Genomic DNA, 26,071 nt, shown 5'->3' with positions numbered 1-26,071 from the left:
CTTTACATGAAGCGTCACTCCTTCAGAAAGCGCCGTCACCGGACGGAGCCAAACGATCTGTTTGAGCCCTACACCCGTTTTCCCGCCCGGCAAGTCTTCGGCGGCAAATGTAACGGCGGCCCGGGCCATTTCTAAAGCAGCCGCGCCCGGAAGCACCGGTTTTCCATTGACGATGTGATCGGCAAAAAACGGTTCATGTCCTGAAAAAACAGAAGTAAAACGCTGGGCGGTAAAGGTCGATGTATTCGCGTGGAGCAGCGGGTGAAGTCTGGCTGCTTTCTCACTTTTCGCTGAGCCTGTTTTGTCAAGTGACACATCAGCTTTTGTGACCCAATATCGGTCTTTGGCAAAAGGGTAGGCCGGGAGACTGATGCGGCCCGGGTTGCACTGATAAAGAGCTGACCAATCGACGTCAAGTCCTTTAACCCAAAGGTCAAGCAGCTTTCCGTATTTCCCTTTTCTCAGCCAGGCATTTATGGTAAGCGCCATATCTTCATCAGAAGTGAGCGAAGCCGCCAATGAATGATGTTTGGCTGTCCTGCCCCGCCAGATATGAGCATGTTCGATATTATGATCGTTTGAGAAACTCATAAGCTTCATTTTCAGTTCTTCTATCGACTCGGCCGTAAATGCAAGCCGCTCAGCCATCGGTTCTCTTCCCGCCTGAAGCGTGTAAGCGATCTTGGCCAAATCCCCGTCAGAACGTTTTTTTCTTATGACATCATCCAGAAGCTGGCGGGCGCGCTCTGATAATTGCTGCTCATTTCGCGCTGATAAAATGATAACAGCCGGTTTTTGCGGAGAAACAGACGCGTTTTCCATTGGTTTCAGGCTGTCAGACGGCACATATTCCTGAATGATGACATGTGCGTTTGAACCTCCTGCTCCAAACGAGGAAATGCCGGCAATTCTCGGATATTCCTTCATTTTACCCGTGATATTCAAGACAGGTCGTTTCCATTCCGTTTCTTTTTGCTGTACGAAAAACGGAGTGTGCTCAAACTCAATATTCGGATTCAATTCCGCCGCATGCAATGAAGGGGCAATCCTCTTATGTTTCAATTGCAGAAGCAGTTTGGTGATCCCCGCAATCCCGGCAGCGCTTTCTAAATGTCCGATATTTGATTTAATGGAACCGATGGAACAAAACTGCCGGTCTTCTGTTGTCAGGCGAAAAGCTTTCGTTAACCCGTCGATTTCAATCGGATCACCGAGCGCAGTGCCCGTTCCGTGGGCTTCCAAGTAACTGACCGTTCTCGGGTGAATGTCTGTCCGTTTCAACGTCTCTGCGATCAGATCAAACTGCGCTTTCGGATTCGGCACCATATAAGCGTTTGTCCTGCCTGCTGCGTTCAGCATGCTTCCTTTGATAACGCCGTAAATATGATCGCCGTCTTTCTCCGCTTGAGCAAGCGGCTTTAACACAATCGCCCCTACTCCTTCACCGTCAACAAAACCGTCCGCACTGTCTCCGAAAGATTTGCATTTATCACCGGGAGACAGCATTGAAAAAGCGGACAGCCGCTCATAGTGGGCCGGATCAACGATAAGATTGACTCCGCCGGCAATCGCTGTTTCACTCATTCCGCTCCGCAGGCTTTCTGCGGCGAGATGGACAGCTGTTAAAGAAGAAGAGCAGGCTGTATCCACAGCCATACTCGGCCCTTGGAAATTGAACAAAAACGATACTCTGTTTGCAATAGACCAGTCGCTGGGAACTGTCGGGTAATTGCTGTTCATCACACCGACAAAGACTCCGATTTTCCGGCTGTCACAAAGCGTGGCCGGGGTGTACCCCGCATCTTCAATGCTTGAATAAGCAGTCTGCAGAAACAACCTTTCCTGCGGATCCATCCTTTCAGCTTCCGCGGGAGATATACGGAAAAACAGCGGATCAAATTTATCAATGTCATCGAGAAAACCGCCCCATTTTGAATAAATGGACCCCCATTTTCCGCGTTCCTCGTTATAAAACGTTTTCCAGTCCCAGCGATCTTTCGGCACTTCAGTAATAGAATGCCTGCCGGCTTTTACATTTTCCCACAGCTCATCAACGTGATCGGCGCCCGGATACCGGCCTGACAGACCGATGACAGCGATATCCTGGATATAGGGATCTCCGTTCGTCCTGCTGCCTTCCTCGTTTTGAGGAATCTTGTTTTGTTTTACATTCAGATTATCTGTGTGATCAGCCAGCTGTGCCTCACGCACACCCATCGCTTTCATAAATGCTTCCGGCTGAGAAAGAAGCAGGTAATCCGCGATTTCTTCTATCGTCTGATATTCAAAAAAGAGGGTGCTGGTCATTTGGTCAAACACGTTACGAAAGGCATTTGTGAGCCTGACGACCAGAATAGAATCCAAACCGTATGCGGTTAAGGAAACCGACGGATCCATTCTCCCGCTCGGAATCTTCAGCGTTTTTCCTATTAATTCCGTCAGATATGCGATGCCCCGTTCTCTTACGTTTGGAATCGGCGCGGCGCTTTCTGCGGGAGCCTGCACCCGTCCGGCGTTTTCGGGATGAGCCCGTCCATTCCCGAATTGCCGCTCGAGCGCTTCTTTACGGGAAGACAGAAAGTAATCAGCAAGCTCATCAATGGTTTGATATTCAAAAAATAAAGTGCTGCTGACAGAACCGAAGACGTCTTTTAACGCGTTGGTCAGTCTGACGACCAGTATGGAATCCAATCCGTATGCGGTTAAAGGTTCATGGGATAAAAGACGATGCGCCGGCACTTTAAGCGCTTCACCGATTACCTTCTTCATCAGTTCAACGCTTTTTTCTCTCAGGCTGAAATGCAAAGTATCATCCGAAAGACCTTCTGCGTCATACGGACGGCGCTCCGGCTTCTCTTCTGAGGCCTGCGTGAGGGCAAGCCTGACCATTCCGTCACTTTCAGCCGCTATAATCTGCTGGCCTAAGTCGTGTGCGGTTTCAGCCGGAAACAGAGGATGGACGAATCCTTCAAGCGAAAGCGCTTCCGCCCAGCCGGCCGGATCAACCCCCGGACAGCCCGGAATCCGTAAATCATGATCCTCATACAGCCACCAGCCTTCAAGAAGGCCGAACGTCACATGGTTGAATATGGTGCGGCTGTTGATCTCATTTATTAACAGCTGGCCGTTTTTTTGCAGCATTGCTTTCGCATGGCGCAGCGTAGAGCGGATATTTTTTGTCGCATGAAGCACATTGGTCGCGATCACTGCGTCATACGTGCCGATGTCCGGCGCTTCTGTTGATACCGGCTGCTCAGCGTTGAATATTTTATAAGTGACATAAGGATATTCCGGACCGAATATGTCTTCTGCATGTAAAAGAAATGCTTTAGAAATATCCGTGAAACAATATTCGGCAATATGCGCTTCATACGGTTTCAATTTTCTCATGACCGCGGCGCTCGTCCCGCCCGTTCCGGCTCCGATTTCTAAAATGCGGATTTTCGCCTGCGGGTCTTTTTCCAGACGTTCCTTCAAAACTGCAATCAATGTGTCAGCAAGCTTGTCATTGAAAAAATCAGAAATGATATTATTGCGGTAAATGCCTTCCACAAGACGGAAGGAGGAGTCAGGGAACATCACTTCCGTTGCCGGAAGCTTTCCGGTTAAAATGTCTGGAAGCACACGCAATGTCTCTTCTGCCAATCTGACATGCGCCCTCATGTCTTTCTGGCGCAGCCAAGTCTCTTTTTTCCGCTCCCATTCCTCCCACACCTGCCCTAAATCCGTTTTTTCCGGAGCAAGCGCTAATTCAGTCAAGAGGACAAAGCTCTCTTTCAGCCATCTGCTGTATTGTTCCGTTATGCCGGCAGCCGATTGAAATAACGGCAAAGCCTGATCAAGCCCGGCTCCCATCTCATAAAGGGTTGATACAAGCATTTTTTCAATAAGGGATTCCATCTCTCTCATGCAGCTCATGACACTTGATGCTTTTAACCGCTCAGCTTCGTCATTCTGCGTGATGTTAACCGCTAATTGTCCGAGTGCGGAAGGAATCTTTTCCGGATAAACCGTTACTTGTTCTTTCAGATCGTCTTTCATAAAAACCGGATCTGTCGTTTTGATCAGCGCCAGCTGGTCATGAGGTCCGGAAAGCAGGGTTTCCAGCGTTTTCATCGCTTCGGGCGCCTCAATAGAAGCGATTCCGTCCCGCTCCATCCGTTTCCGGTATTGTTCTGAAGCGACAACGCCGACACTTCCCCAAAAGCCCCAATTGACAACTTTTACGGCATACGGCGCTTTCTGTGAGATCCGCTTAGCAAAAGCGTCTTTAAACGTGCACCCGGCGGCATAATTGCTCTGTCCCGGCGCTTTTTGAAACGACATCATCGAAGAGAAAAACAGCAAGAAATCCAGGGGTTCCCCTTCAGCTACCCGGGCAATCTGCAAGCTCACATCAGTTTTTGCAGAAAGTGACGCGCGGAACTGATCCTCTTCCATATTGGCAAAACTGCGGTCTGATAACACGATGGCGGAATGGATGATTCCGCGGACCTTTCCATTTTCCTTTACAATGGTGTCATACGCCCGTTTGAGAGAGTCATAATCGGCAGCATCCGCGCTGAAATATTGCGGTGCGGGGCCTAAAGCCGCAAGTCTTTTCAGCTTTCTTTCAATCTGTGTATCTTTTTTCCGTCTCCCGATCCAGATAATTTTCGCCTGATAGGTCTGAATCATATATTCAGTCCATACTTCTCCTATTCCGCCTGCTCCGCCGATAATCACATAAACCCCGCCGTGCCGGTATAATGAAGGCTCATCTGCATGAGGCTGGCAGACGGCCAATTGCTGTCGGTGCCACTGACCTGCACGAAAGACCCACGGATTTCCCTCGGAGTCCGCCGGTAAAGAGAAGACATCGGGGAGATGCCGGTCTCCCCTTTGAGATTCCAAATCAAGAAGCCGGATGCTCCAATTGCTGTATTCTTTTGCGAGCGACCCCGCTAATCCGTGTATGCTTGCATGACTCGGATTGACCTCATCATGTTCATGAATCGGCTGTGCTTGAAACGTGCAGATTGTCAATGATAGTTGTTCCGTGTCAAAATTCAGAAGCAGAAGCGCTTTTACCAGCCGGAAAAGCTGCATGACCCCGTGCTCCTGTCCCTCGGCCGTATCCGCATCATAAACGGATGGAATGGGATGATCCGGCGCCGCCCATATCATGTGTTGAAAAGAGCCTTGCGCTTTCAATGTTTCAGCCATTTGTTCCGCGCTGTCCAAAGAAGTGATGTCCGGAAAACGGACATCGGAATACATCTCTTTCAAAGCCTGCTGAAAATCCGGCCCGGCCCCGATGACGATTATTTTTTCTTCACGCATGAAAGACATGCCGGTTTCCGGAATGGTGACGGTGTTCCAAACCGGTGTCATAAGCAATTCCGTTTCACAGCTTTTCTTCGGCGTGACGCCGGCTTTTTGGTTAAACCCGGCGCTTTCCTGCACCTCTTTTATGATAAAATCTTTCACTGCCGCCAACAGCACGCCGCGCTCATCACAAATATGCAGATCAAATTGGTGAACAGAGGCCGCTTTTACCTCCGCATGCACAAATACGGTTTTCGCTAACGGTTCAAGCAGCTGTATTTCTCCGAAGGAAAACGGTACGATAAGCACAGGCTCTTTTTGAAATTGCAGCACATGCGCCATTGCAGTTTGAACAGCGCCATCCATTAAGGACGGATGTAGGATGTACTGTTTAAAATCGGCTTCCAAGTGTGACGGGAGCGTTAATTTGGCCAGTGCTTTCCTTTCTGTATAAGAGAATTCGCGGATGACCTGAAAACTGTCCTTTTGCACGATTCCCGCCTCAGAGAACGAGTGATAGATGTCTTCCGGCTCCGTTCTCTGCGCAAATGGCGCCGGGAGCTGAAAGGCCGGGGCCTCAAAAGACGCTCCTTTTTCTTTACAAATCACTTCTCCTTGCGAAAAGAGGGTGCCGTCCGCTCCTTTTTCTTTAATGACATAGCTTATACGCTCTTTTTCTGCTTCAAACTCTATCATGACGGATCTTGGGTCTGTCCCTGTCACAATCGGCTCCATGTACCACACACTTTGAAGAGAGACGACCGGGCGTTCTCCCCACAATCCCGCGCCGTATGCCGCCATTTCCAGATGACAGACTCCGGGAAGCACATATTTTTCGTTCACTAAATGATCTTTAAAGAAATATTCATCCTTGGAAAATATCTTTTGAAACGTCCCTTTCCGGGCGGATGAAATATTCTCATCAAGCAGAGGATGCAGCGCTTCACGCCTTTTGATATTTTGGGGCTTTTTTGTATACCGCTTTTTTTGATCGGTCAGCCAGGACGTTTCCTTTAAAAACGGATACGTAGGAAGCGGAACTTTCTGATACGGCGTTTCCGGCTTTTTGCAACACTGAAGGCCTTTCACCCACAGCGCGGCAAATTTCTCAGGATCTGAAACGGATTGGCCTGAAACGTCCGGCCGCCCGGGTGACGCTTTTCCGAAGTACATATGCCTGCCGTCGCTGTGACCGCTTACAAATCCGTCCAATCGCTGTTTCAGCTCAGAAAGGGATGATGCAATGACAGCAAGCCGGAAGGAGAAAGGCTCTCTGCCTGACAATAAGGTGGCAGCGATATTTTCCAGACTGTATCCGCCGGCAGAAGGCAGGTTTTCCAATCGGGCAAGAAAAGAGCTTAATTTCCCGGCATATTCTTTCAGCTGCTGTTCGGAATGTGCGCTTAATACGACGGCATGCGGTTTTTGCTCAGTATTCCCGTCCGCTTGCCGTTTTGGCTGATAAGCACCTACGATCAGATGGGCATTAGAGCCTCCTGCGCCGAATGAACTGATTGCGGCGATTCTCGGTTTATCTCCTTCAGCCGGCCACGGCCGGTTGTTTCGGACGACATAAAATGGCGAATCAGAAAAAGAAATCTTGCGGTTCAGTTCCTCGGAGTGCAGACTGGCGGGAAGCGTTTCATGTTTCATGCTTAAAAGCACCTTGATTAAACCGGCGATCCCTGCAGCCGCTTCCAAATGTCCGATATTGGATTTCACCGAGCCGATTCCGCAGTAGTTTTTCTCATCGGTCTGTTTATCAAATGCCATAGACAGGCCGCGTATCTCAATCGGATCGCCGAGTGCCGTGCCGGTTCCGTGAGCTTCAATGTAGCTGATATCCGCCGGACTTACCGCGGCTCTGTTTAGAGCGGATAAAATCAGGTCCCGGTGCGCTTCCGGATTCGGCACCGTATACCCGGTCGTTTTGCCGCCGTGATTAGTGGCGGACCCCTTAATGACACCGTAGATGTGGTCGTTGTCCGCAATCGCTTTTTTCAATGGTTTTAACAAAACGGCTCCCGCACCTTCACCGGGCACGTAACCGTCTCCGCCTTCACCGAAACTGCGGCATTTTCCTTCAGAAGACAGAAAATGCGATTGGCTTAAAAACATGTATTTTTGCGGATGTAAGCTGAGGTTGACGCCTCCGGCAAGCGCCATTTCACAGTCGCCCGACATAATGGCCTGACAAGCCTGATGGACGGCGACAAGCGATGAAGAACACGCCGTATCAACAGCGATGCTCGGGCCATGGAGATCAAGGAAATAAGAAACCCGGTTCGGAATGCCCCAATATAAGGAGCCGGGGCCTTTGTACTGATCTTTGAGGAAACCTTCTTCGTGTGCAATTAATGAATATTCATTCCAGGTCACTCCGGCGAATACACCGATTTGATCCGTCGGCCTCGCCGCCGGATTCCCGTAACCGGCATCCTCCATCGCTTCCCAGCAGCACGTGACATACAATTTTTGCTGAGGGTCCATTAAATCAGCTTCCCACGGGGAAACAGAAAAAAACAGCGGGTCAAATTGATCCGGATGATCAATAAAACCTCCCCATTTACTGTATGACGCGTATTCTGCCGTTTTCTCTTCCGAGTAATAAGAGCTGTCCCATCTGTCCTCTGGGATTTCAGTGACACAATCTTTATTTTCCATTAAATTGTTCCAAAAATCATGCTGGTTTTCCGCTTTCGGAAACATCCCGCTCATTCCGATAACCGCAATATCAGAGCTCCCGTCCGTTTCCTGTACAGGCACCTTTTCAGCCGCCTGTACGGGAAGCAATTCTTCTTCCTGCCGGCTTCCCGTATCAGGCTCCGTTTCTTTGAATTCAAGAACGCTTTCGGGATTTCGTTTCTGCGCACTTAAAAACTCACTCAATTTCTCAATGTTCGGATATTCAAACAGCAGCGTTTCAGAAAGGCCGGTAAATTCTTTATGCAATATGGTCATGATTTCTTCACTGATGAGAGACGTCACGCCAAGAGTAAAAAAAGCGGTTTTATCTTCCGCTTCGGTCACCTCGGCACCCAGCTTTTGCGCTATTACCGTTCTTAAAAATTCGTTAATACATTTCATGAGGATACCATCCCTTGTACAAAAGAATTTTTCTGTGCTTTAACAAGTTAATCCGCCGTCTATTGCCATTGTCTGTCCGGTCATAAAGGACGATTCAGGAGAAAGCAGGAAACGAACGAGTCCGGTCATATCGTCTGTTTCGCCTAAACGCCCCATCGGCGTCCTTCTGATAATCTGCGATTTTTGTTTTTCCGGCATATTTTTCGTCATATCGGTGTCCACAAAACCGGGCGCAAGTGAATTGACACGGATTCCTTTAGACCCGAGCTCCCTGGCCAGGCTTCGCGTCAAGCCGTCAAGAGCCGCTTTGGATGCGCTGTAAACTGAAGTGCCTTTAAATCCTCTTGAGCCGATAATGGAGCTTATGTTAACGATTGATCCGGAATTTTGTTTCAGCATGACACGGGATACGTTTCGGGTCAGCTTGATGACTGAGCCGATATTCAGATTGAGGATGCGGTCAATGTCTTCATCATTGGTCAGGGGCAGCAGCTGATCAAGGTTCAAACCGGCGTTATTGACCAAGCCGTCTATTCTGGAAAACTTGCGGTATACTTGAAGAACAAACTGTTTCATGGCGGCATCATCCGCCGCATCCGCCGCTTCCCAATAAAAGCGGCCGCGGTACTTTTCACTCTCTCTCAATGTGTTAATAAAATCAGATTCACTGCGGCTGAAAGCGGCTACTTTGTAATCCTCATCCAAAAGCGTCTGTACAATCGCTTTTCCGAGCCCCCGGCTTCCTCCGCTGACGACCGCTACTTTTCCGTTATTCATATTTGCCTCCTGTTTTACACGTTTCTTATTTTTTTAAATCGGTCATTAGACAGTTTCCGATCTGTAACAGAGATGATCTGCGGTATCTGATATGGCTGCAGCTTCTGTTTGCAATGAGCTACGGCCCGCTTTCTGAAAGATTTGATATCTTCCTCTTTTTCAAGCACGGCCTCTGCTGCGACAATCTCGCCCGTAATCGGATTTTTTCTTCCCGTTATGAGAACATCCCGGACATTCGGTATCTCCAGAAAGACGCTTTCCACCTCTGCCGGAAACACTTTCTCTCCGCCCACATTAATGATTTCACTCTTTCTTCCAAGGATTCTTATATATTCGCCGTCTGTTTCCACCTGGTCACCGGTGTCATACCAGCCGTCTTCATCGAAAGGTGACGGTGCGTTTAAATAGCCGAGCATCGCCGACTCAGAACGTACCCAAAGCGTGCCTCCGGTAATTTTGGTCTCTGTTCCGGCACCGCCCACTTTCATCCAAGTGGATTGGCTGTCTTTTGATTTCGTTGAGAATATACCCAGTTCAGTTAATCCATATGTTTGTTTCAGCCGTACATCCGGAAACAGCCGGTGAATGCCGCGCAGCGTTGATTTGGGCATCGGTTCTGTGCCGTAAGTGATCAGCCGGAGTGAAGAGAGGTTATAGCCGGCATCCGCCTTGGACATCAGCAGCATGTTTAAAAAGGTCGGGGTGGCGGGGAGCACTTGGACAGCATGCTTGTCGACCGCCTGATAAACGGACTCCGGCGTTCTGCTGTCTGATGTGACGATGGTCCCCCCGTTAAACAGAATCGCAAACAGCGTATTAATGCCGCCGATATGATCCAATTTCAGAAAAATGAGCGTACGCAGCGGTTTTCTCTTCGCCGTTTTATATTTTTCAAGCAGCCGGCCGGCGCTTAACACGGATGCTTTGCTTTTGCCGGAAGTTCCCGATGTGAAAATAATAATGCCTGACTCCCCTCTCTCGCGCAGGTCATCAAGCAGAGGGTGAGAGGCGCTTTCAGAACCTGCACGAAGCGTCCAGCTGTCATTTTCATTTATTTCAATGATTTGATTCACTTTCGCGTCTTCAAACATATCGAGATGCTTTTCCCTTGATTCATTGCTGAGAGGGACAACGATATTTCGGTTTAACAAAAGCGCCATCAGCAAAAAAATGGCGTTCGGGGAATAATCCCCGATAAGCGCCACACATTCTCCTTCACGTATTCCGTTTTGTTCAAGTTCTTTCTGAAAAAAGCTGATTCGTGTCAGCAAATCATCATACGTAAAAGTCTGCCCTTTAAAAATGAGAAACTCACTGTCTTGCGTTTCCCTAAGCTTATCAGTCACCCAGCTGATATCTCCCCCGCTTTCTGTTTTCATGATTGAGCACTGTCCATATATTTTTGATAAATATCACAAATGCTGCCGACGGTTGTAATGCTGGAAATCGTTTCTCCTTGGGAAAAAGGATCTACTCCGGTTTCCATCTCCATCTGTGCGACTAATTGAGCGATATCCAGTGATGAGAAGCCCAGATCCTCTATGACTCTCACATCATCCCCCGCTTCGACGGCCCGATATGACTGCTGTTCTTGAATGTCCTGAATGATTTGTGCGATGATCTGCTTCATTTCCTTGGTTTGTTCCATTTGCTTTCAGCTCCATTCTTCATTTTATAAACTTCTGATGACCCGCTTATAATCCGGAATATGATCTTGTGAAGAGGTCGGCACCGCCAGCAGCTTGTCCACCTTGGAAATGGCCAACAATGTATGATTTCTTTTCATATAGACTTCAATCTGATAGCTGATTTTCGCCACTGAGATCATACCGAGGGACTCACCGTGAAAGTCGGGATCGCATTCTTCAATGTGTCCCGTCATATAAATATCAAGCTCTTCATCTGCAAAACAATTTCCGTAATAATACGTCTCTCTTTCAAGCAAAAATAAATGCCGCGCGATTGAAACCGGAAAACCCGGCTTCGACCGGCGCGTCATCCATTCAAATTCCGCCGCATCCATTATCTTGCTGAATTTCGCAAACACCATGGCATGCCCGGGCGCAGCATCCTGATCAACAGGAACCCGATATGAAACGGGGTCTGCTGTTTTGAGATTGCCCGGCTTCATTCCGAAGGCGTCCGTTCTGATTTTCTTTGACCGCATCAGCGCGTAAGGCGGCTTGGCTAGCTTAGAAAGTTCCGCAATGCATTCAGCCTTAGGCGCTGAGACTTTGCGCGTCGAACCTTCTGTTTGTGTGACGTCGACGACAATTAAACTATTGGCTTTCATAGAAGGAAACCGTCCCCGGTCCCACTCGCTTTTATCAGAGCTGACCGCTCCTTTCGGCCCGAACAAATAATCAGATTCTAATATGGTTTCTCCAAACCGGGAGATATCGACTCCGACGGAAACCTCGTCCCATAATCGGTACTGATCAAGAGGCTTATCTGAAGGAACTTTGAGATGTGTCATAAAATAAGCCGGATACAAAATCAGCCCTTGGTGATCGGCCATCTGATCAGGCCGGAATCCTGTTCCGTCCGTTAAATGGTGACTGTGTGCGTTGCCGAATAACAGCAGCAGCGCATACTCATTCAAATTCCCTAACCCGACATGGCTCATCGTTAATTCCTGATTTTCAATCAGCATGGTCTGTCCTCCGCAGAAAAAATGTAATGGCTAGTCATACTCAGCCTGTAATCGATACCAGCCTTTGCGCAAGAAGGCCGGCTGTTTCTTCCATGAGCTGTTTGCCGATCAGATCGACATGCCTGTTTCTCCAATTTTCAAGCGGGGTTCCTTTCACCCATTGATTAAACGCGCCGAGCGCAGGACCGCAATGAATTTGGTAATCTATTTTACTTTCGCTTTTTCCTTCCAGAGCGAGCCTTGTCGTATGAGAAAAATACCATTTAAATACCATCGCCATTTTGTGTTTCGGATTCTGTTCGGCTTTGGCGATCTGCTCAGGAGATTTATCACGTTTCAACTGCTCATACACTTCTTCAAAACTGCGCTGGAAATACTTTTCTTCAATTAATGTTTTCGTTTTTTCATCTATTTCATCTAAAGAATTGTATTGTCTGTACAAGTCAAAGAGTTTATTGGCTCTTGCCGGGAAAAACAGGCCTTTTTTCAGCACCTGCACCCTTGCTCCCGCTTCAAACATATCTCCCGCGGGAGCGTATGACGTATCCTGCACGTTCGCTTCCTGAAGCAGATCTTTCACTGAATCACTTGTCCCGGCTTCGACCGTGCATTGATTAATAGAACCGGTTCCGATAAATTCGGCACCGAGCAGAAACGCGGCAGCAGCCGCTTCCGGAGTGCCGATGCCGCCCGCTGCGCCGATTCTTACTTTTTTCGTATAACCGTGCTTCTCCATCATGCGGTCTCTGAGTCTGATCATGGCAGGCATTAATGTATACGGAATCCCTTGGTCGGTATGCCCTCCTGAATCCGCTTCAACGCAAATGTCATCAGCCATCGGAATTTCTTTTGCAAGCGCCGCTTCCCCGGCTGTCAGCCGATTGTCAGACACAAGTCTTTCCAGCACATGAGCCGGAGCCGGATTCAGAAAGGCCTCAGCGACTTCAGGCCGGGATACTTTCGCGATGATTTTGTTTTGAACTGACACCGACCCGTCATGATTCCTGCTTAATCCCTTTGCCCTGTATATAACAAGAGCGGGGGTTATGCCCATAAATGCCGATGCTTCAATAAGATGAATGCCGTTTTTCAAATATAAATCTATCATTCTGACTTCCTTGTCAGGTGACATCATATGATGAAGAAGATTCATTCCGAATGTTTCCCCTTGCCGCAGTGCAGACCGGATGGTTCCGATGGCCTGTCCGATCCGTTCGATACTCAATCCGCCCGTTCCGAAAAAGCCCAGCATTCCCGCTTTTGCCGCTTTAATGACCATCTGTTCCGAAGCAATTCCCCTGTACATGGAGCCCGTCATGTAAGCATATTGGATGTTATAATCTTTTTTAAAATCTTCGTTCCCTAATCTCATTCCCGCCGTTTTTTGCGGATCAGCTGCCGATGCTTTAACATCAGCAGTATCAGACTCTTCTTTCGGCATAGGTAATGGGACGGCATCTTTTTTAATCTGACTCGTCAGTTTTGTCAGCACTTCCCCGGGCCCGACTTCTGCAATTTCATTATTTTCAAGTCCCATCAGACGGCGTATCGTGTCCGTCCACTTTACCTGATTGGTCATTTGCAAAGTCAGATTTGTTTTGATTTCATCATTCTTATAAGGTGCGGCATGAAGATTTGAGATCACCGGAAAACGAAGAGGCAAAAACGCCGTTTCTTCTAAATAATCCGCGAACTCTTTTTCAGCATCTTTCATATAGCGGGAATGGAAGGCGCCGCTCACATTTAAAGGAAGGTACATTCTCACGCCGGCTTTTTCAAAGACGGGGCCCGCTTTTTCAATGTCTTGTTTCGTTCCGGCGATCACAATTTGCGAAGGTGAATTGTGGTTAGCGATATCAATGCCGGTCAGATGATAATCGGATAGAACCTCTTTTACTTGTTCAGCGGTAAACCCCAAAACCGCCGCCATGCCTCCGGGAGCTGCCTTGCTCATGAGCTCCCCTCTTTTTTTCACAAGCTGCAAACCGGTCTCAAAATCAAAGCAGCCGGCCGCAAATAACGCATTATATTCTCCTAAACTGTGCCCTGCGGCGTAATCAGGCTCTCTGCCGGACTCTTTCCTTTTCTTTAAATAACTGAGTGCACTCACCGTATATAACGCCGGCTGGGTAAATTGCGTTTTCCCCAGCTGGTGATTCGGATCCTCCAGACACAATTCTTCTATAGAGTAGCCTAATATGTCATCAGCCTGACGTGTCAGATCTTGAAATTCATCAAACAGTCCGGCTCCCATTCCTTTAAATTGAGAACCCTGCCCCGGGAACACAAACGTAAGCATCTTATCCTCATCCTTTCCGCATCGCCAATTTTGTACATCACATGTGGATCTCCATACAAAAACGTCTCTTATTTCATATATTGACTGGTGTAAACACCGGCATAAAAATAAAAACACAAACGCGTTTGCGATTCAGCACAGGTTTAAAAATCGCAAACGCATTGTGTTTTCCTTTTCTAACATAATTTATATAAAGACATCTTGCTTGTTTACTGAATGTTTCGCATGACAAGCTGCAGTGCCAATATGCCCGAAAACAGCCATGACGGCACACTTCTCCCTTATCATGTATATGTAGATATATACACTACAATCATTTTTATAATCCCTATTTCCTCTTCAACGTGCCGAAACAGCGATTGAAATTTAATAGGTGCTTTACATCAATTTAATAAATTTAACAAATAGTTGCTATTTAAAGAGAATAATATCAATTTATAGATAATAATGTCAAGGCTTTATTTCGTTATTTTCTGACATTTATTCCACAGTTTTATGTTAGGTGGACAGTCGGCATAATTGTTTCGGGATAAATGTCAGATAATTCCCTGAACCCTATTCATGTCAAAGAAAATTCATCGCTTCTCTGTCAATTGGGTCTATACTTATTTTTCATTTTCATATATTATGTAAAAAAAAGACGAATTAGAAAAATTTTTAATCACTTTAAATACTATCCATTAAATACTTTCTTTGTATAATAATTTCTTATTATTCTAAGGAGGACCCAGTCATGAAATGGTACGCACTTTTTGTAGAGTCCGGAAAAGAAGAAACAGTTCAAAAATTTCTGCGTCTGCAGTTTGATGAGCAGGCTCTCTACTCAATCATACCCAAGAAAAAAGTCACAGAACGAAAAGCCGGAATCAAATACGAGGCACTCAAAAAGATGTTTCCGGGATATGTGTTGTTTAAAACGAAGATGACAGAGCGGACATTTCATAAAATCAAAGAACTCCCCATTTCATGCAGAATCGTGAATAACGGCGCATATTATTCCAAAGAGCGTAAAACCTATTTCACGACAATTAAGGATGAAGAAATCCTCCCTATCATTAGGCTGATCGGAGAAGGAGACACTGTAGATTATTCAAAAGTCTATATTGAAAATTCAAAAGTAACCGTTGCCTCAGGGCCTCTTAAAGGAATGGAAGGCATTATTAAAAAGATCGATAAAAGAAAAAGACGCGCCAAAATCTGCCTGTCTTTTATGGGACTGGACAAAATGGTCAACGTCGGAATTGAAGTGCTCTCCAAACCCTAGCATTTCAAAAAAAGCATCAACAGCATGTGCCGTTGATGCCCTTTTTATATACAAACGAAAGCCCGACACCGAAATAACCCCGCTCACCACCGTCACGGTCAAACTTTTTGACATAGTTGACCTGAAGCCGGGCTGCGCCCATGAGGCAAAATCACATTTAGGGGAAGATACATTTTAATCAAGAGCGGTGAATTGACGGTTGAGCTTGATGACGAAAAGCATGTGCTGACTTCGGGCGATGCCGCACAGTTATTTTAATTCCTCGGATGAACCGGTGACATATTTTATGCTGTTCTATTATGCTGAACCGGCTTAAACGCACATCAGGCTTCTTCAGACAGAAGCCTGACGGACCGCAACCCATTCTTGTATGCATTGAATCAGTTTCTGGACAGAAGGTGTCTGCGTCTCCTTTGTATGAGCTGTCAAAATGCCGAGCTGCCTGGAGACATACCGGTCGAACCGTTTGATGAGCACATCACAATCATTCACCAAAAGCTGCGGCAAGATGCTGATCCCCAGATTGTTCCGCACCATTGCAATAATCGCTTCATCCCCTCTGATTTGATAAGCGACCCGCGGCGTAATCTTTTCTTCCTTCAGCACTTTCAGCACATCAAAATGTGTCTCCGGATAAGGCACGATACATTTGACGGACTCCATGACATGTAACGGAACCGTTTCACATTGCGCCAATTCATGCTGCGGGCTCATCACCGCTACAATCGGATCCTCGGCCAACGGGTAAAAATGCCACTTCTCGCTGTGGGATGTCCCGATCGCCACATCAATCCGGTCATCTTTCAGCCATTCTTCCAGTTCAGTAGAATTTCCTTCAAACAAATGCACCTTAATGGAAGGATACAGCTCATTAAATTCCCTCAAAATTTTCGGCAGCCATTTTACCGCCACGCTCGTAACAGTGCCGAGCCGGACTTCCCCTCTTTCTAACCCATTAATATTATCAACGGTTTGAGACAGTTTTTCATAGTTTTTTTGAATTTCCTTCATAATATGTAACACTTTCAAGCCATTTGCGGTGGGCCTCACTCCATGCCGCTGTCTGATCAAAAGCGGAAAACCGTACTCTTCCTCTAATTTACTGATCATTTGGCTGATGTTCGGCTGTGTGTAATTCAATATGGCAGCGGCTTGGGTCAGGCTGCCGCTTTCAACCGTTTTAATAAAGGCTAAATGCTTCTTTAAATCCAACCGGCTTCATCTCCCAGATATCATTCTTTATTATCCAATGCATTAGTTATATTTAGTTTACTTATACATCAATCAAAAATAAAATGGCAATGTTTCCATCATTATACTTGATAACAAACAGAAGGTGAGCGTTTCAGCATGAGTTTTCTCATTCAATTTTTTATCGGCGGCACCGTTATGGTGGCCGCCGCGTATTTAAGCAAATCGAAATACTTATTTTTATCAGGCGTTATTACATTGCTGCCGATTATGACGTTACTGAATATTCACTTGCAGCTGAAAAATATGAGCGCCGACGATTTCAGAGCCGCTCAAAAAAACGGAATATTCGGTGCCTTCGGCGCGGTGATCTTCATCAGCTGTATTTTCATCCTGACAAACTGGTTCAAAGGAGGCCACGCAGTCATCGGTGCGTTTCTCATCTATATTTGCTATATGATCGGCTGTAAATGCCTGTTATGAAGATACGGCCACGCTGTGTATAAAAAAATGCCCGTCCAGAACAATAAGAACGATGTGTTCAGTTGTGAGCAGTTTATATGACTGAATGATCATGAGTTGTTATAATCAATGTCTAAAAACATTCCGGGAGGCGAAATAAATGGCCAGAAAATTATTCACACCATGGACCGTTAAAGATGTAACGATCAAAAACCGTATTGTTATGGCACCGATGTGCATGTATTCCTCACATGAGAAGGACGGAAAACTGCAGCCTTTTCATATGGCGCACTACATATCGCGTGCAATCGGACAGGTCGGCCTGATTATCGTGGAAGCGACAGCCGTTAATCCTCAAGGGCGCATTTCCGATCAGGATTTGGGCATTTGGAGCGATGATCATATCGAAGGTTTTGCCAAACTGACGGAACAAGTGAAAGCGCAAGGATCTAAAATCGGCATTCAGCTTGCGCACGCCGGACGTAAAGCTGAGCTTGAGGGAGACATTTACGCTCCGTCAGCCATTCCGTTCGATGAGCAGTCCAAAACACCGGCTGAAATGACGACAGAACAAATTAAAGAAACCATTCAGGAATTCAAACAGGCAGCGGCGCGCGCGAAAGAAGCCGGCTTTGACATTATTGAACTTCATGCGGCACACGGCTACTTAATGCACGAATTTTTGTCCCCTCTGTCCAATCACCGTACAGACGAATACGGAGGCTCACATGAAAATCGCTACCGCTTCTTAGGCGAGACCATTGAAGCCGTCAAGGAAGTCTGGGACGGCCCGTTATTTGTCCGTATTTCTGCATCGGATTATACAGACAAAGGGCTGGACATTGCAGATCATATCGGTTTTGCGAAGTGGATGAAAGAACAGGGAGTCGACCTCATTGATTGCAGCTCAGGCGCACTCGTTCAAGCTGATATTAATGTCTTCCCAGGCTACCAAGTGAGCTTCGCAGAGAAAATCCGTGAACAGGCCGAAATCGCAACAGGCGCCGTCGGTTTGATAACGACGGGAACAATGGCGGAAGAAATTCTGCAAAACAACCGCGCTGACCTTATTTTTGTCGCAAGAGAACTTCTGCGCGATCCGCACTTTGCAAGGAGTGCAGCGAAGCAGCTGAATACTGAAATACCGTCACCGGTTCAATACGACAGAGCATGGTGATGAAGAGACAGCCGGAGTTTTTCGATCCGGCTGTCTCTTTTTTTATTTTTCGAGAAACGATTGCCGAAGCTTCTCCGTCTTCCCTATAGAACCAATTAGAGGAGATGACTCCAATGAAAGCAGCATGGATGGAAAGGACATATCTGATTGACGGGTGTCCGTTTTATACGAAACACCGTAAAGGCGCCGGCGAAGTGACGATCGTCTTTGAAGCCGGCTACGGCACTTCTTCTGAAACATGGACATCATTACTCGCTGACATAGATGAAGAATTTGGGGTTTTCACATATGACAGAGCCGGAATCGGCAAAAGCGGACGAAGCCGAAACAAGAGAACGGCGGACCATATGGTACAGGAATTAAACGCTCTTCTTCTGAAGGCCGGCGTCAAGCCTCCTTACCTTGTCGTCTCGCATTCATACGGCACGATTATCAGCAGACTTTGGGCGAGCCGGAACCGCCGGGATATTCTCGGGATGGTGCTGCTTGATCCGGTTTCTGAGGATCAGGAGACGAAAGTGCTTCCGCTTCTTCCCGAAGAAATGAAGGCCGCCTATTTGAAACAGTTCAAATTGGAAGGATCACACGCGGAATTTTTGACGAGCCTTAGGCAGATCAAGCATCAGCAGATTCATTTCGGCGATATGCCGCTGTTGATTTTATCATCGGGAGAGCGGGATGAGCGTTTAAAGCACGCTCATGAACAATGGGTGAAACTGCACAGAAGCATGCTTGATGTCTCTTATCAAAGCGGATGGATTCAGGCCAAAAACAGTTCTCATGCCATTCACCACGATGAACCGCACATCGTCCACCTTGCCATTTATGATGTTTGGTGCGCGGTGCGCCAGCAAATGAATGCTCCTGCCTATCAGGCGGTAAACTGATAAAACAAAAGCCATTGTGCAACGGCACAATGGCTTTTGTTATCGTGATCTATTTTGTCTCACGATGCAACGTATACTTTTTCAACCGGGGTGAATACTTTTTCATTTCTAACCGGTCCGGATTCGTCCGTTTGTTCTTCGTCGTAATATAATTTCTGTCCCCTGTCTCTGTACAGGCCAATGTAACATTCACACGCATCATTTTCACCCCTCCAAATCGTAATTATTACGTTTTATTATATCTCATCAGAAAAAAATGTCAAGCGTCCATTTTTTAAGACCGCTCCACAGTGACCTCCATGAAGTCAAATGCGATCTTACTGTTTTCAAATACCGCTTTCGCCTCATGTTCGAGACGCTCTATCGGCGATTCACCCTGATACCTTGCGCTGATATGAGTTAAGATCAGCCGTTTGGCACCTGCTTTTTTTGCCGTTTGCGCAGCCTGTTCTGTCGTCGCGTGATAATAATTATGTGCGAGCTTTGCATCTTCCTTTGCAAATGTTGCTTCATGAACAAGCACATCCGCATTGCGCGCCAGCTCCGTTACCCGCTCTGATACCCTCGTATCCCCGGAAAAAGCGACGATTCTTCCTTTTTTCGGGGGTTCCAGAAAATCCCGCCCATTAATGATTCTGCCATCGTCAAGTGTGACCGTTTCGCCTTTTTTGATTTTCTGATAGACGGGTCCGGGCGGGATATTCATTTCTTTCAATCTGCCGGCCTGCAATGCGCCGGGAATATCCTTTTCCTGAACCCGGTAGCCGAACGCTTCCACGCCGTGAATGACGGATGCTGCGGTAACAATGAATTGCTCATCTTCAAAAACCGTCCCCTGTTCGATTTCATGTACGGTAAGAGGATACGTCAGATGAGTCGCCGTCACGTTCAGGCTTGTTTCGATAAAGGCTTTAATGCCTTTTGGCCCGTAAATCGTCAGCTCTTCTTCACCGCCCTGAAATGAACGGCTCCCCAACAGACCCGGAAGACCGTAAACATGGTCGCCGTGAAGGTGGGTGATGAAAATCTTCTCAATTTTCCTCGGTTTGATTGTTGTATGTAATATCTGATGCTGAGTGGCTTCTCCGCAATCAAACAGCCATACGGAACGCCTTTCTTCAAGAAGCTTCAGCGCGACGGACGTTACGTTTCTCGTCTTTGCCGGCATGCCGGCCCCCGTCCCTAAAAATAATAATTCCACAATGCTTCCTCCTAGATCTTTGTACTACTAAGGATACAGGATCAGGCTGAAAATGTGAATTCACCCGGGCCTTCTCCGGCCTGATTAATTTTTTTCCGCAAACCGCAAAAAACAGGCTGAAATGTTTGCTTTCAACGAATTTTAGATTTAAAATGAAGGAAATATGCGGGGTTTTAAACCATGCTTCAGATAAAGTGAGGTACTCTAAGTGAAAACAAACGACAAACCAAAAGCAGTAATTGTAATATTTGGTGCCACAGGGGATTTGGCAAAACGAAAACTTTACCCATCCATTCACCGTTTATATAAAAATGGTCAAATTGGTGAAGAGTTTGCAGTTGTAGGTGTTGGAAGAAGACCTTGGTCAAACGAGGACCTCCGGGAAACCGTTAAAACGTCTGTTTCTTCTGCCGGGCAAAAAGACATAGACGATTTCACATCTCATTTTTATTACCATCCGTTTGATGTAACGAATCCGGGTTCCTATCAGGAGCTGAATGTCCTGCTTGATCAGCTTGAACATACATATGAAATCCCGAACAACAGAATGTTTTACTTGGCGATGGCTCCTGAGTTTTTCGGCACTATCGCAAAATCACTTAAAAACGAAGGTGTCACAGCGACAAATGGCTGGTCCCGTCTCGTCATTGAAAAACCGTTCGGCCATGACCTGCCGAGTGCGAAAGAGCTTAACAAAGAAATACGCGAAGCTTTCACGGAAGATCAAATTTACCGGATCGACCATTACTTAGGCAAACAAATGGTTCAAAATATCGAAGTCATCCGGTTTGCGAATGCGCTGTTTGAGCCGCTGTGGAATAACCGCTACATCTCAAACATCCAGATTACGTCAAGTGAGGATCTTGGCGTTGAGGATCGTGCGAGATATTATGAGAAATCAGGCGCACTCCGTGATATGGTTCAAAACCATATTTTACAAATGGTCGCTCTCTTGGCTATGGAACCGCCGATTAAACTGAACACGGAAGAAATCCGCAGCGAAAAAGTGAAGGTGCTGAGAGCTCTCCGCCCTGTCGCCCCAAACGAAGTGAGCGACTACTTCGTCCGCGGACAATACCAAGCGGGAACGATTGACGGAAACTCTGTACCAAGCTATACAGATGAGCATAATGTAGCACCGGATTCCAATACGGAAACATTCGTGTCCGGAAAGCTGTTGATCGATAACTTCCGCTGGGCCGGCGTTCCGTTTTATATCCGCACAGGAAAACGGATGAAAGAAAAATCAACGAAAATCGTCGTTCAATTTAAAGACATTCCGATGAACCTTTATTACGGCAATGAAACGAATGTAAATCCGAACCTGCTTGTCATCCATATTCAGCCGGATGAAGGCATCACACTATATCTGAACGCTAAAAAATTAGGCGGAGCCGCTCATGCTCAGCCGATTAAGCTGGACTACTGCAGCAACTGCAGTGATGAAATGAACACACCGGAAGCCTATGAAAAATTAATCCATGACTGTCTGCTCGGTGATGCGACAAACTTTGCGCATTGGGACGAAGTGGCGCTTTCCTGGAATTTCGTCGATGCGATTTCCGAAACGTGGGCAGCCGACAAAACCCTTTCTCCGAATTATGAAGCCGGGTCAATGGGACCGAAAGCTTCGGACGATCTTCTTGAAAAAGACGGTCTCCACTGGTGGAATATATAAGAAAACATCAAAAACCGCGGCGCCGTTCATGACGGTCCGCGGTTTTTGATATCAGAAAAGCCCCCGCAATAACTGCGGGGGCTTCTTCATTACTTCATCCATTCAGTATGGAAAATGCCTTCTTTATCTGTGCGTTCATACGTATGCGCGCCGAAGTAATCACGCTGCGCTTGAATCAAGTTTGCAGGAAGCACTGCCGTACGGTAGCTGTCGTAATACGCAAGTGCGCTTGAGAACGAAGGTACCGGCACGCCTTGGGCTACGGCAAGTGAAATCACTTGGCGAAGGGCGCCTTGGTAGCTTTCTGCAATGTTTTTGAAGTAGCTGTCTAACAGCAGGTTGTCAAGCTCCGGTTCACGGTCATATGCGTCTTTGATCTTTTGCAGGAACGCCGCGCGGATGATACAGCCGCCGCGGAAGATCATCGCGATTTCACCGTATTTCAGATCCCAGTTATATTCTTCAGACGCGGCTTTCATTTGGGCGAAGCCTTGTGCGTAAGAACAGATTTTACTCATGAAGAGCGCTTTTCTGACCGCTTCAATCAGCTCTTCTTTATTTTCAGTGACCGGCTTAACGTCTGGTCCGGACAGAAGGCTGCTTGCTTTCACACGCTCTTCTTTCATTGCGGAAATGAAACGCGCAAAAACAGATTCAGTGATAATCGGAAGCGGCACGCCTAAGTCAAGAGCGCTTTGGCTTGTCCATTTACCCGTTCCTTTTTGGCCTGCTTTATCAAGGATCACGTCAACAAGCGGTTTGCCCGTTTCTTCATCTTTTTTAGTGAAAATGTCAGCCGTGATTTCGATCAGATAGCTGTCAAGCTCTCCTTTGTTCCACTCAGCGAATACTTCGTGAAGCTCTTCGGCAGACAATCCGAGCACCTGTTTCAAAATGAAATATGACTCAGAGATCAGCTGCATGTCACCGTATTCGATACCGTTGTGCACCATTTTTACATAGTGCCCCGCTCCGTCCGGGCCGATGTATGTCGTACAAGCTTCTCCGTCCACTTTAGCAGAAATGGCTTCTAGAATCGGTTTCACGAGTTCGTGCGCTTCCTTTTGGCCGCCCGGCATAATAGAAGGCCCTTTCAGCGCTCCCTCTTCACCGCCTGATACACCCGTTCCGATAAAGTGAATGCCGCTTTCGGCAAGCTCTTTGTTCCGGCGCTGTGTATCTTTATAGTATGTATTTCCGCCGTCAATCAAAATATCGTCTTTTTCCAGATGAGGAAGAAGAGATTGAATCGTCGCATCCGTTGCAGTTCCCGCTTTAACCATTAATAAAATTTTACGGGGTGTTTCAAGAGACTGGACAAACTCCTCAATGCTGTATGTACCGACAACATTTTTGCCTTTTGCCTCTTCTAAAAACTCTTCCGTTTTGCTGCTTGATCTGTTGTATACAGACACAGAAAATCCCCGGCTTTCGATGTTAAGAGCCAGATTTTTACCCATTACCGCAAGACCGATAACTCCGATTTGTTGTTTTGACATATTCTAACGTCCCTTCTTCAAACGTTTAACCATTTTAAAATTTAAATTAAAATAAAATGATATTTATACTAAAGAAATTATCATACATAACCCCTTTTTTCAAGTTATTCACCTTTTCTTTTCATCCTGAAAAAAGTCTCTGTTAAAGCTCGTTCCCCTTGTTTTGCTTTCTTCTTTTTTTATAACGGCGCCTTTTCTGATCAGGTTTTGGCCGTACTTTTCATTCAGCTCGTTCATCATCTGAAAAATCGGCTCATCCTTTGCGTCCTCCTTGAATGAAAACAGATCAAGCTGTTTATATGCCTGCTGTTTTTCAACCAGTTCCGTTCCGGTGATGCCGAGAAGCCTTACCGGATTTTGGTTCCAGTGCTTGTCAAACAGTTCCATCGCCGCTTCCATGATGTCTTCTTTCTGATCAGCCGGATTGCTGAGGGTCATGCTTCTTGTGACCGTTTTCCAATCCGCATACCGAATCATGATGAACAGCCGGCAGGCCATGACCTCCTTACGCTGGAGCCGTTCGCTCACAGACAGCGCGAGCCGGTCAAACACGCCCGTTAATTCATCCCAGTCAGCCGAATCATGCGACAGGGTGGATGAGTTGCCGACGCTTTTAAATTCATATATCCGCTCGGGATTGACTTCTGCAGGATGGATGCCGTTCGCTTTATCCTTCAGCCTCGGGCCGTTTATGCCGAGAAGCGTTTTCAGCGCATGTTCATCTCCTTTTGCCAAATCACCGATCGTTTTGATGCCGAGCGTTTTTATTTTTTCCGCAGTTTTCGTTCCTATACCGTGCATCTCTTCAATCGGAAGAGGCCATAATACGTCCGGCAGCTCTCTTTTTCTTAAAATGGTGATGCCGAGCGGTTTTTTCATGTCAGAAGCCATTTTAGCGAGAAATTTATTCGGGGCGATGCCGATGCTTGACGGAAGCAAAAGCTCTTTTTGCAGTCTCGCCTGAATGTCTTCGGCTGTCTCATACGCCCTGTGGCTGTGCGGTGTGTCCGTAATATCCATGTATCCTTCATCAATAGAAACAGGCTCGACTAAATCCGTATACTCCCTCAGAATGCTGAACATTTCTTTTGACGAACTCCGATAGCGGTCAAAATTCGGAGGCACGACGATGAGTTCCGGACAGAGGCGTTTTGCCCGCCACACCGGCATGGTGGTCTTTACGCCCCGCGCTCTCGCTTCATAGCTGCAGGTGACGATGATTCCTTTCCGTTCCTTCACGTTTCCGGCAACGGCGATAGGTTTTCCTCTTAAAGACGGATCATACGCCATTTCTACGGAGGCATAAAAACTGTTCATATCGATATGAAATATAATTCTCCCTTTTCCGGCCACTCCCGGCGCCTCCTTTCCTTTCATAGACAACCTTATATATATGTAGTAAAATAAGAGCTGAATGGATGTGATAAAATGATTCTTGAGTCAATGAATGACTTTTTATTTTTAGTCGATTTTTTCACAATTATTCTTCCCGCTCTGACCGCGATCGGCATCGCTTTTCTTTTGCGTGAGCGCCGCGCAGGCGAGCATTGGAGAACGAAACGAATAGATGAACATCAAGCAGTCGTTCAGCTGAACCGAACAGACTTTCTTATTATTATATATCATCGCATTACAACTTGGATACGTAAAGTCATCCGCATGAATTCACCGGCGAATGATGATGAAGATGTCAGCTTCCTCCTTTTATAACGGCAAGTGAAGATAAAAAGGAGGAGACATAATTGTCTAAAACATATCAAAAATGGATTGCATTCGGATTGTTTTTTATCGTACTGTGCACAGGCCGCTCGGCTTTTGCGGCGACATCTCAGACTCAGACGGGAGGCCTCGGGAATATCGGTTTTTTCCACGATTACCTGATCGAGCCGTTTTCGGCACTTTTAAAAGGCGTGGCGGGCCTGTTCCACGGTGAGTACGGACTGTCGATTATTCTGGTGACGATTATCGTCCGGATCGTTGTATTGCCTTTGTTTGTGAACCAATTTAAGAAACAGCGGGTGTTCCAGGAAAAAATGGCTGTGATCAAACCGCAGGTCGACAGCATTCAGGCTAAAATGAAACAAACGAAAGATGCGGAGAAACAAAAAGAACTGCAAATGGAAATGATGAAGCTTTACCGTGAGCACAATCTGAATCCGATGGCAATGGGATGTCTTCCGATGCTGGTGCAATTCCCGATTTTGATCGGTTTTTATTACGCCATCCGCTCAACGCCGGAAATCGCTTCACACTCATTTCTGTGGTTCAGCTTAGGGCATTCTGATATTCTTGTATCTTTGTGCGCGGGGGCCATGTATTTCTTACAAGCTTATATTTCCCAAAAATTAAACGAGAAATATTCACCGGCTGCTCAAAATCCGGCCGCGATGCAGTCAGCAAAAATCATGGTCTTTATTTTCCCTGTCATGATGACCGTTTTTTCACTTAACGTACCGGCTGCGCTGCCGCTTTACTGGTTTACAAGCGGACTGTTTTTGACAGTGCAGAATGTACTTTTACAGCAGACGCATCATAAAAAGAAACAAGCTGCGGCTCAGGCGGAGCCCGCCAAATCATAATACTGAAACC

The 26,071-nt window shown here is 46.8% G+C and carries 18 protein-coding genes; 7 read left to right on the top strand and 11 right to left on the bottom strand.

Annotation, left to right across the window (positions count from 1 at the left end; all coding sequences use genetic code 11):
- The 6 genes from BGM27_RS07615 to fabD all read right to left on the bottom strand — a co-directional run.
- A partial coding sequence (locus tag BGM27_RS07615; protein ID WP_217031218.1) for an SDR family NAD(P)-dependent oxidoreductase occupies window positions 1-8,394 on the bottom strand: 8,394 nt, incomplete at its 3' end.
- Window positions 8,395-8,433: 39 nt separating this feature from the next.
- Entirely contained in the window at window positions 8,434-9,171 is a 738-nt protein-coding gene (locus tag BGM27_RS07610; protein ID WP_007408405.1) for an SDR family oxidoreductase, read from the bottom strand.
- A gap of 14 nt (window positions 9,172-9,185) precedes the next feature.
- Entirely contained in the window at window positions 9,186-10,550 is a 1,365-nt protein-coding gene (locus BGM27_RS07605; protein ID WP_007408404.1) for a long-chain fatty acid--CoA ligase, read from the bottom strand.
- Window positions 10,547-10,819 carry an acyl carrier protein gene (locus BGM27_RS07600; RefSeq protein ID WP_003153264.1) on the bottom strand — a complete coding sequence of 91 codons (273 nt, stop codon included), beginning with the start codon at window positions 10,817-10,819 and terminating at the stop codon, window positions 10,547-10,549. Before BGM27_RS07600 ends, BGM27_RS07605 begins: the two co-directional genes overlap by 4 nt.
- Before the next feature lie 24 nt (window positions 10,820-10,843).
- Complete coding sequence (locus BGM27_RS07595; RefSeq protein WP_007408403.1) at window positions 10,844-11,824, bottom strand: LnmK family bifunctional acyltransferase/decarboxylase; 981 nt, start codon at window positions 11,822-11,824, stop codon at window positions 10,844-10,846.
- A 40-nt stretch (window positions 11,825-11,864) separates the two neighbouring features.
- Entirely contained in the window at window positions 11,865-14,123 is a 2,259-nt protein-coding gene (gene fabD, locus BGM27_RS07590) for an ACP S-malonyltransferase (RefSeq protein ID WP_007408402.1), read from the bottom strand.
- Window positions 14,124-14,856: 733 nt separating this feature from the next.
- Here fabD and loaP point away from each other — a divergent pair.
- The gene (gene loaP, locus BGM27_RS07585; protein WP_007408401.1) at window positions 14,857-15,387 is read left to right on the top strand and encodes an antiterminator LoaP; all 531 of its coding nucleotides are present in this window, start codon (window positions 14,857-14,859) and stop codon (window positions 15,385-15,387) included.
- 333 nt (window positions 15,388-15,720) lie between these two features.
- Here the strand turns inward: loaP and BGM27_RS07580 are convergent, their stop codons facing one another.
- The gene (locus BGM27_RS07580; protein ID WP_007408399.1) at window positions 15,721-16,599 is read right to left on the bottom strand and encodes a LysR family transcriptional regulator; all 879 of its coding nucleotides are present in this window, start codon (window positions 16,597-16,599) and stop codon (window positions 15,721-15,723) included.
- Between the two features lie 138 nt (window positions 16,600-16,737).
- On the opposite strand from BGM27_RS07580, the gene BGM27_RS07575 reads away from it, so the two are divergent.
- From BGM27_RS07575 to BGM27_RS07565, 3 genes are all read left to right on the top strand, one after another.
- Window positions 16,738-17,061, top strand: coding sequence for a GlpM family protein (locus BGM27_RS07575; RefSeq protein ID WP_007408398.1), 324 nt, complete (start codon window positions 16,738-16,740; stop codon window positions 17,059-17,061).
- A 139-nt stretch (window positions 17,062-17,200) separates the two neighbouring features.
- The gene (gene namA, locus BGM27_RS07570; protein ID WP_003153250.1) at window positions 17,201-18,217 is read left to right on the top strand and encodes an NADPH dehydrogenase NamA; all 1,017 of its coding nucleotides are present in this window, start codon (window positions 17,201-17,203) and stop codon (window positions 18,215-18,217) included.
- A 113-nt stretch (window positions 18,218-18,330) separates the two neighbouring features.
- The gene (locus BGM27_RS07565) at window positions 18,331-19,104 is read left to right on the top strand and encodes an alpha/beta fold hydrolase (protein WP_007408397.1); all 774 of its coding nucleotides are present in this window, start codon (window positions 18,331-18,333) and stop codon (window positions 19,102-19,104) included.
- A 49-nt stretch (window positions 19,105-19,153) separates the two neighbouring features.
- Here the strand turns inward: BGM27_RS07565 and rpmG are convergent, their stop codons facing one another.
- Complete coding sequence (gene rpmG, locus BGM27_RS07560) at window positions 19,154-19,303, bottom strand: 50S ribosomal protein L33 (RefSeq protein WP_003153246.1); 150 nt, start codon at window positions 19,301-19,303, stop codon at window positions 19,154-19,156.
- 75 nt (window positions 19,304-19,378) lie between these two features.
- Entirely contained in the window at window positions 19,379-20,305 is a 927-nt protein-coding gene (gene rnz, locus BGM27_RS07555; protein WP_007408396.1) for a ribonuclease Z, read from the bottom strand.
- Between the two features lie 208 nt (window positions 20,306-20,513).
- On the opposite strand from rnz, the gene zwf reads away from it, so the two are divergent.
- Complete coding sequence (gene zwf, locus BGM27_RS07550) at window positions 20,514-21,983, top strand: glucose-6-phosphate dehydrogenase (RefSeq protein WP_003153243.1); 1,470 nt, start codon at window positions 20,514-20,516, stop codon at window positions 21,981-21,983.
- 89 nt (window positions 21,984-22,072) lie between these two features.
- Here the strand turns inward: zwf and gndA are convergent, their stop codons facing one another.
- Window positions 22,073-23,482: an NADP-dependent phosphogluconate dehydrogenase gene (gene gndA / locus BGM27_RS07545; protein ID WP_007408395.1), complete on the bottom strand. Its 1,410-nt coding sequence runs from the start codon at window positions 23,480-23,482 to the stop codon at window positions 22,073-22,075.
- A gap of 108 nt (window positions 23,483-23,590) precedes the next feature.
- Window positions 23,591-24,835: a DNA polymerase IV gene (locus tag BGM27_RS07540; protein WP_007408394.1), complete on the bottom strand. Its 1,245-nt coding sequence runs from the start codon at window positions 24,833-24,835 to the stop codon at window positions 23,591-23,593.
- 75 nt (window positions 24,836-24,910) lie between these two features.
- Between BGM27_RS07540 and BGM27_RS07535 the strand changes: the two genes are divergently transcribed.
- Both BGM27_RS07535 and BGM27_RS07530 read left to right on the top strand, forming a co-directional pair.
- Window positions 24,911-25,192: a hypothetical protein gene (locus BGM27_RS07535; RefSeq protein WP_003153239.1), complete on the top strand. Its 282-nt coding sequence runs from the start codon at window positions 24,911-24,913 to the stop codon at window positions 25,190-25,192.
- Between the two features lie 32 nt (window positions 25,193-25,224).
- Entirely contained in the window at window positions 25,225-26,061 is an 837-nt protein-coding gene (locus tag BGM27_RS07530; protein ID WP_007408393.1) for a membrane protein insertase YidC, read from the top strand.
- Window positions 26,062-26,071: the final 10 nt, after the last annotated feature.

The organism is Bacillus sp. FJAT-27001 (assembly GCF_019039175.1).
Lineage (GTDB): Bacteria > Bacillota > Bacilli > Bacillales > Bacillaceae > Bacillus > Bacillus velezensis.
This window is presented reverse-complemented; position numbering and strand designations above follow the sequence as displayed.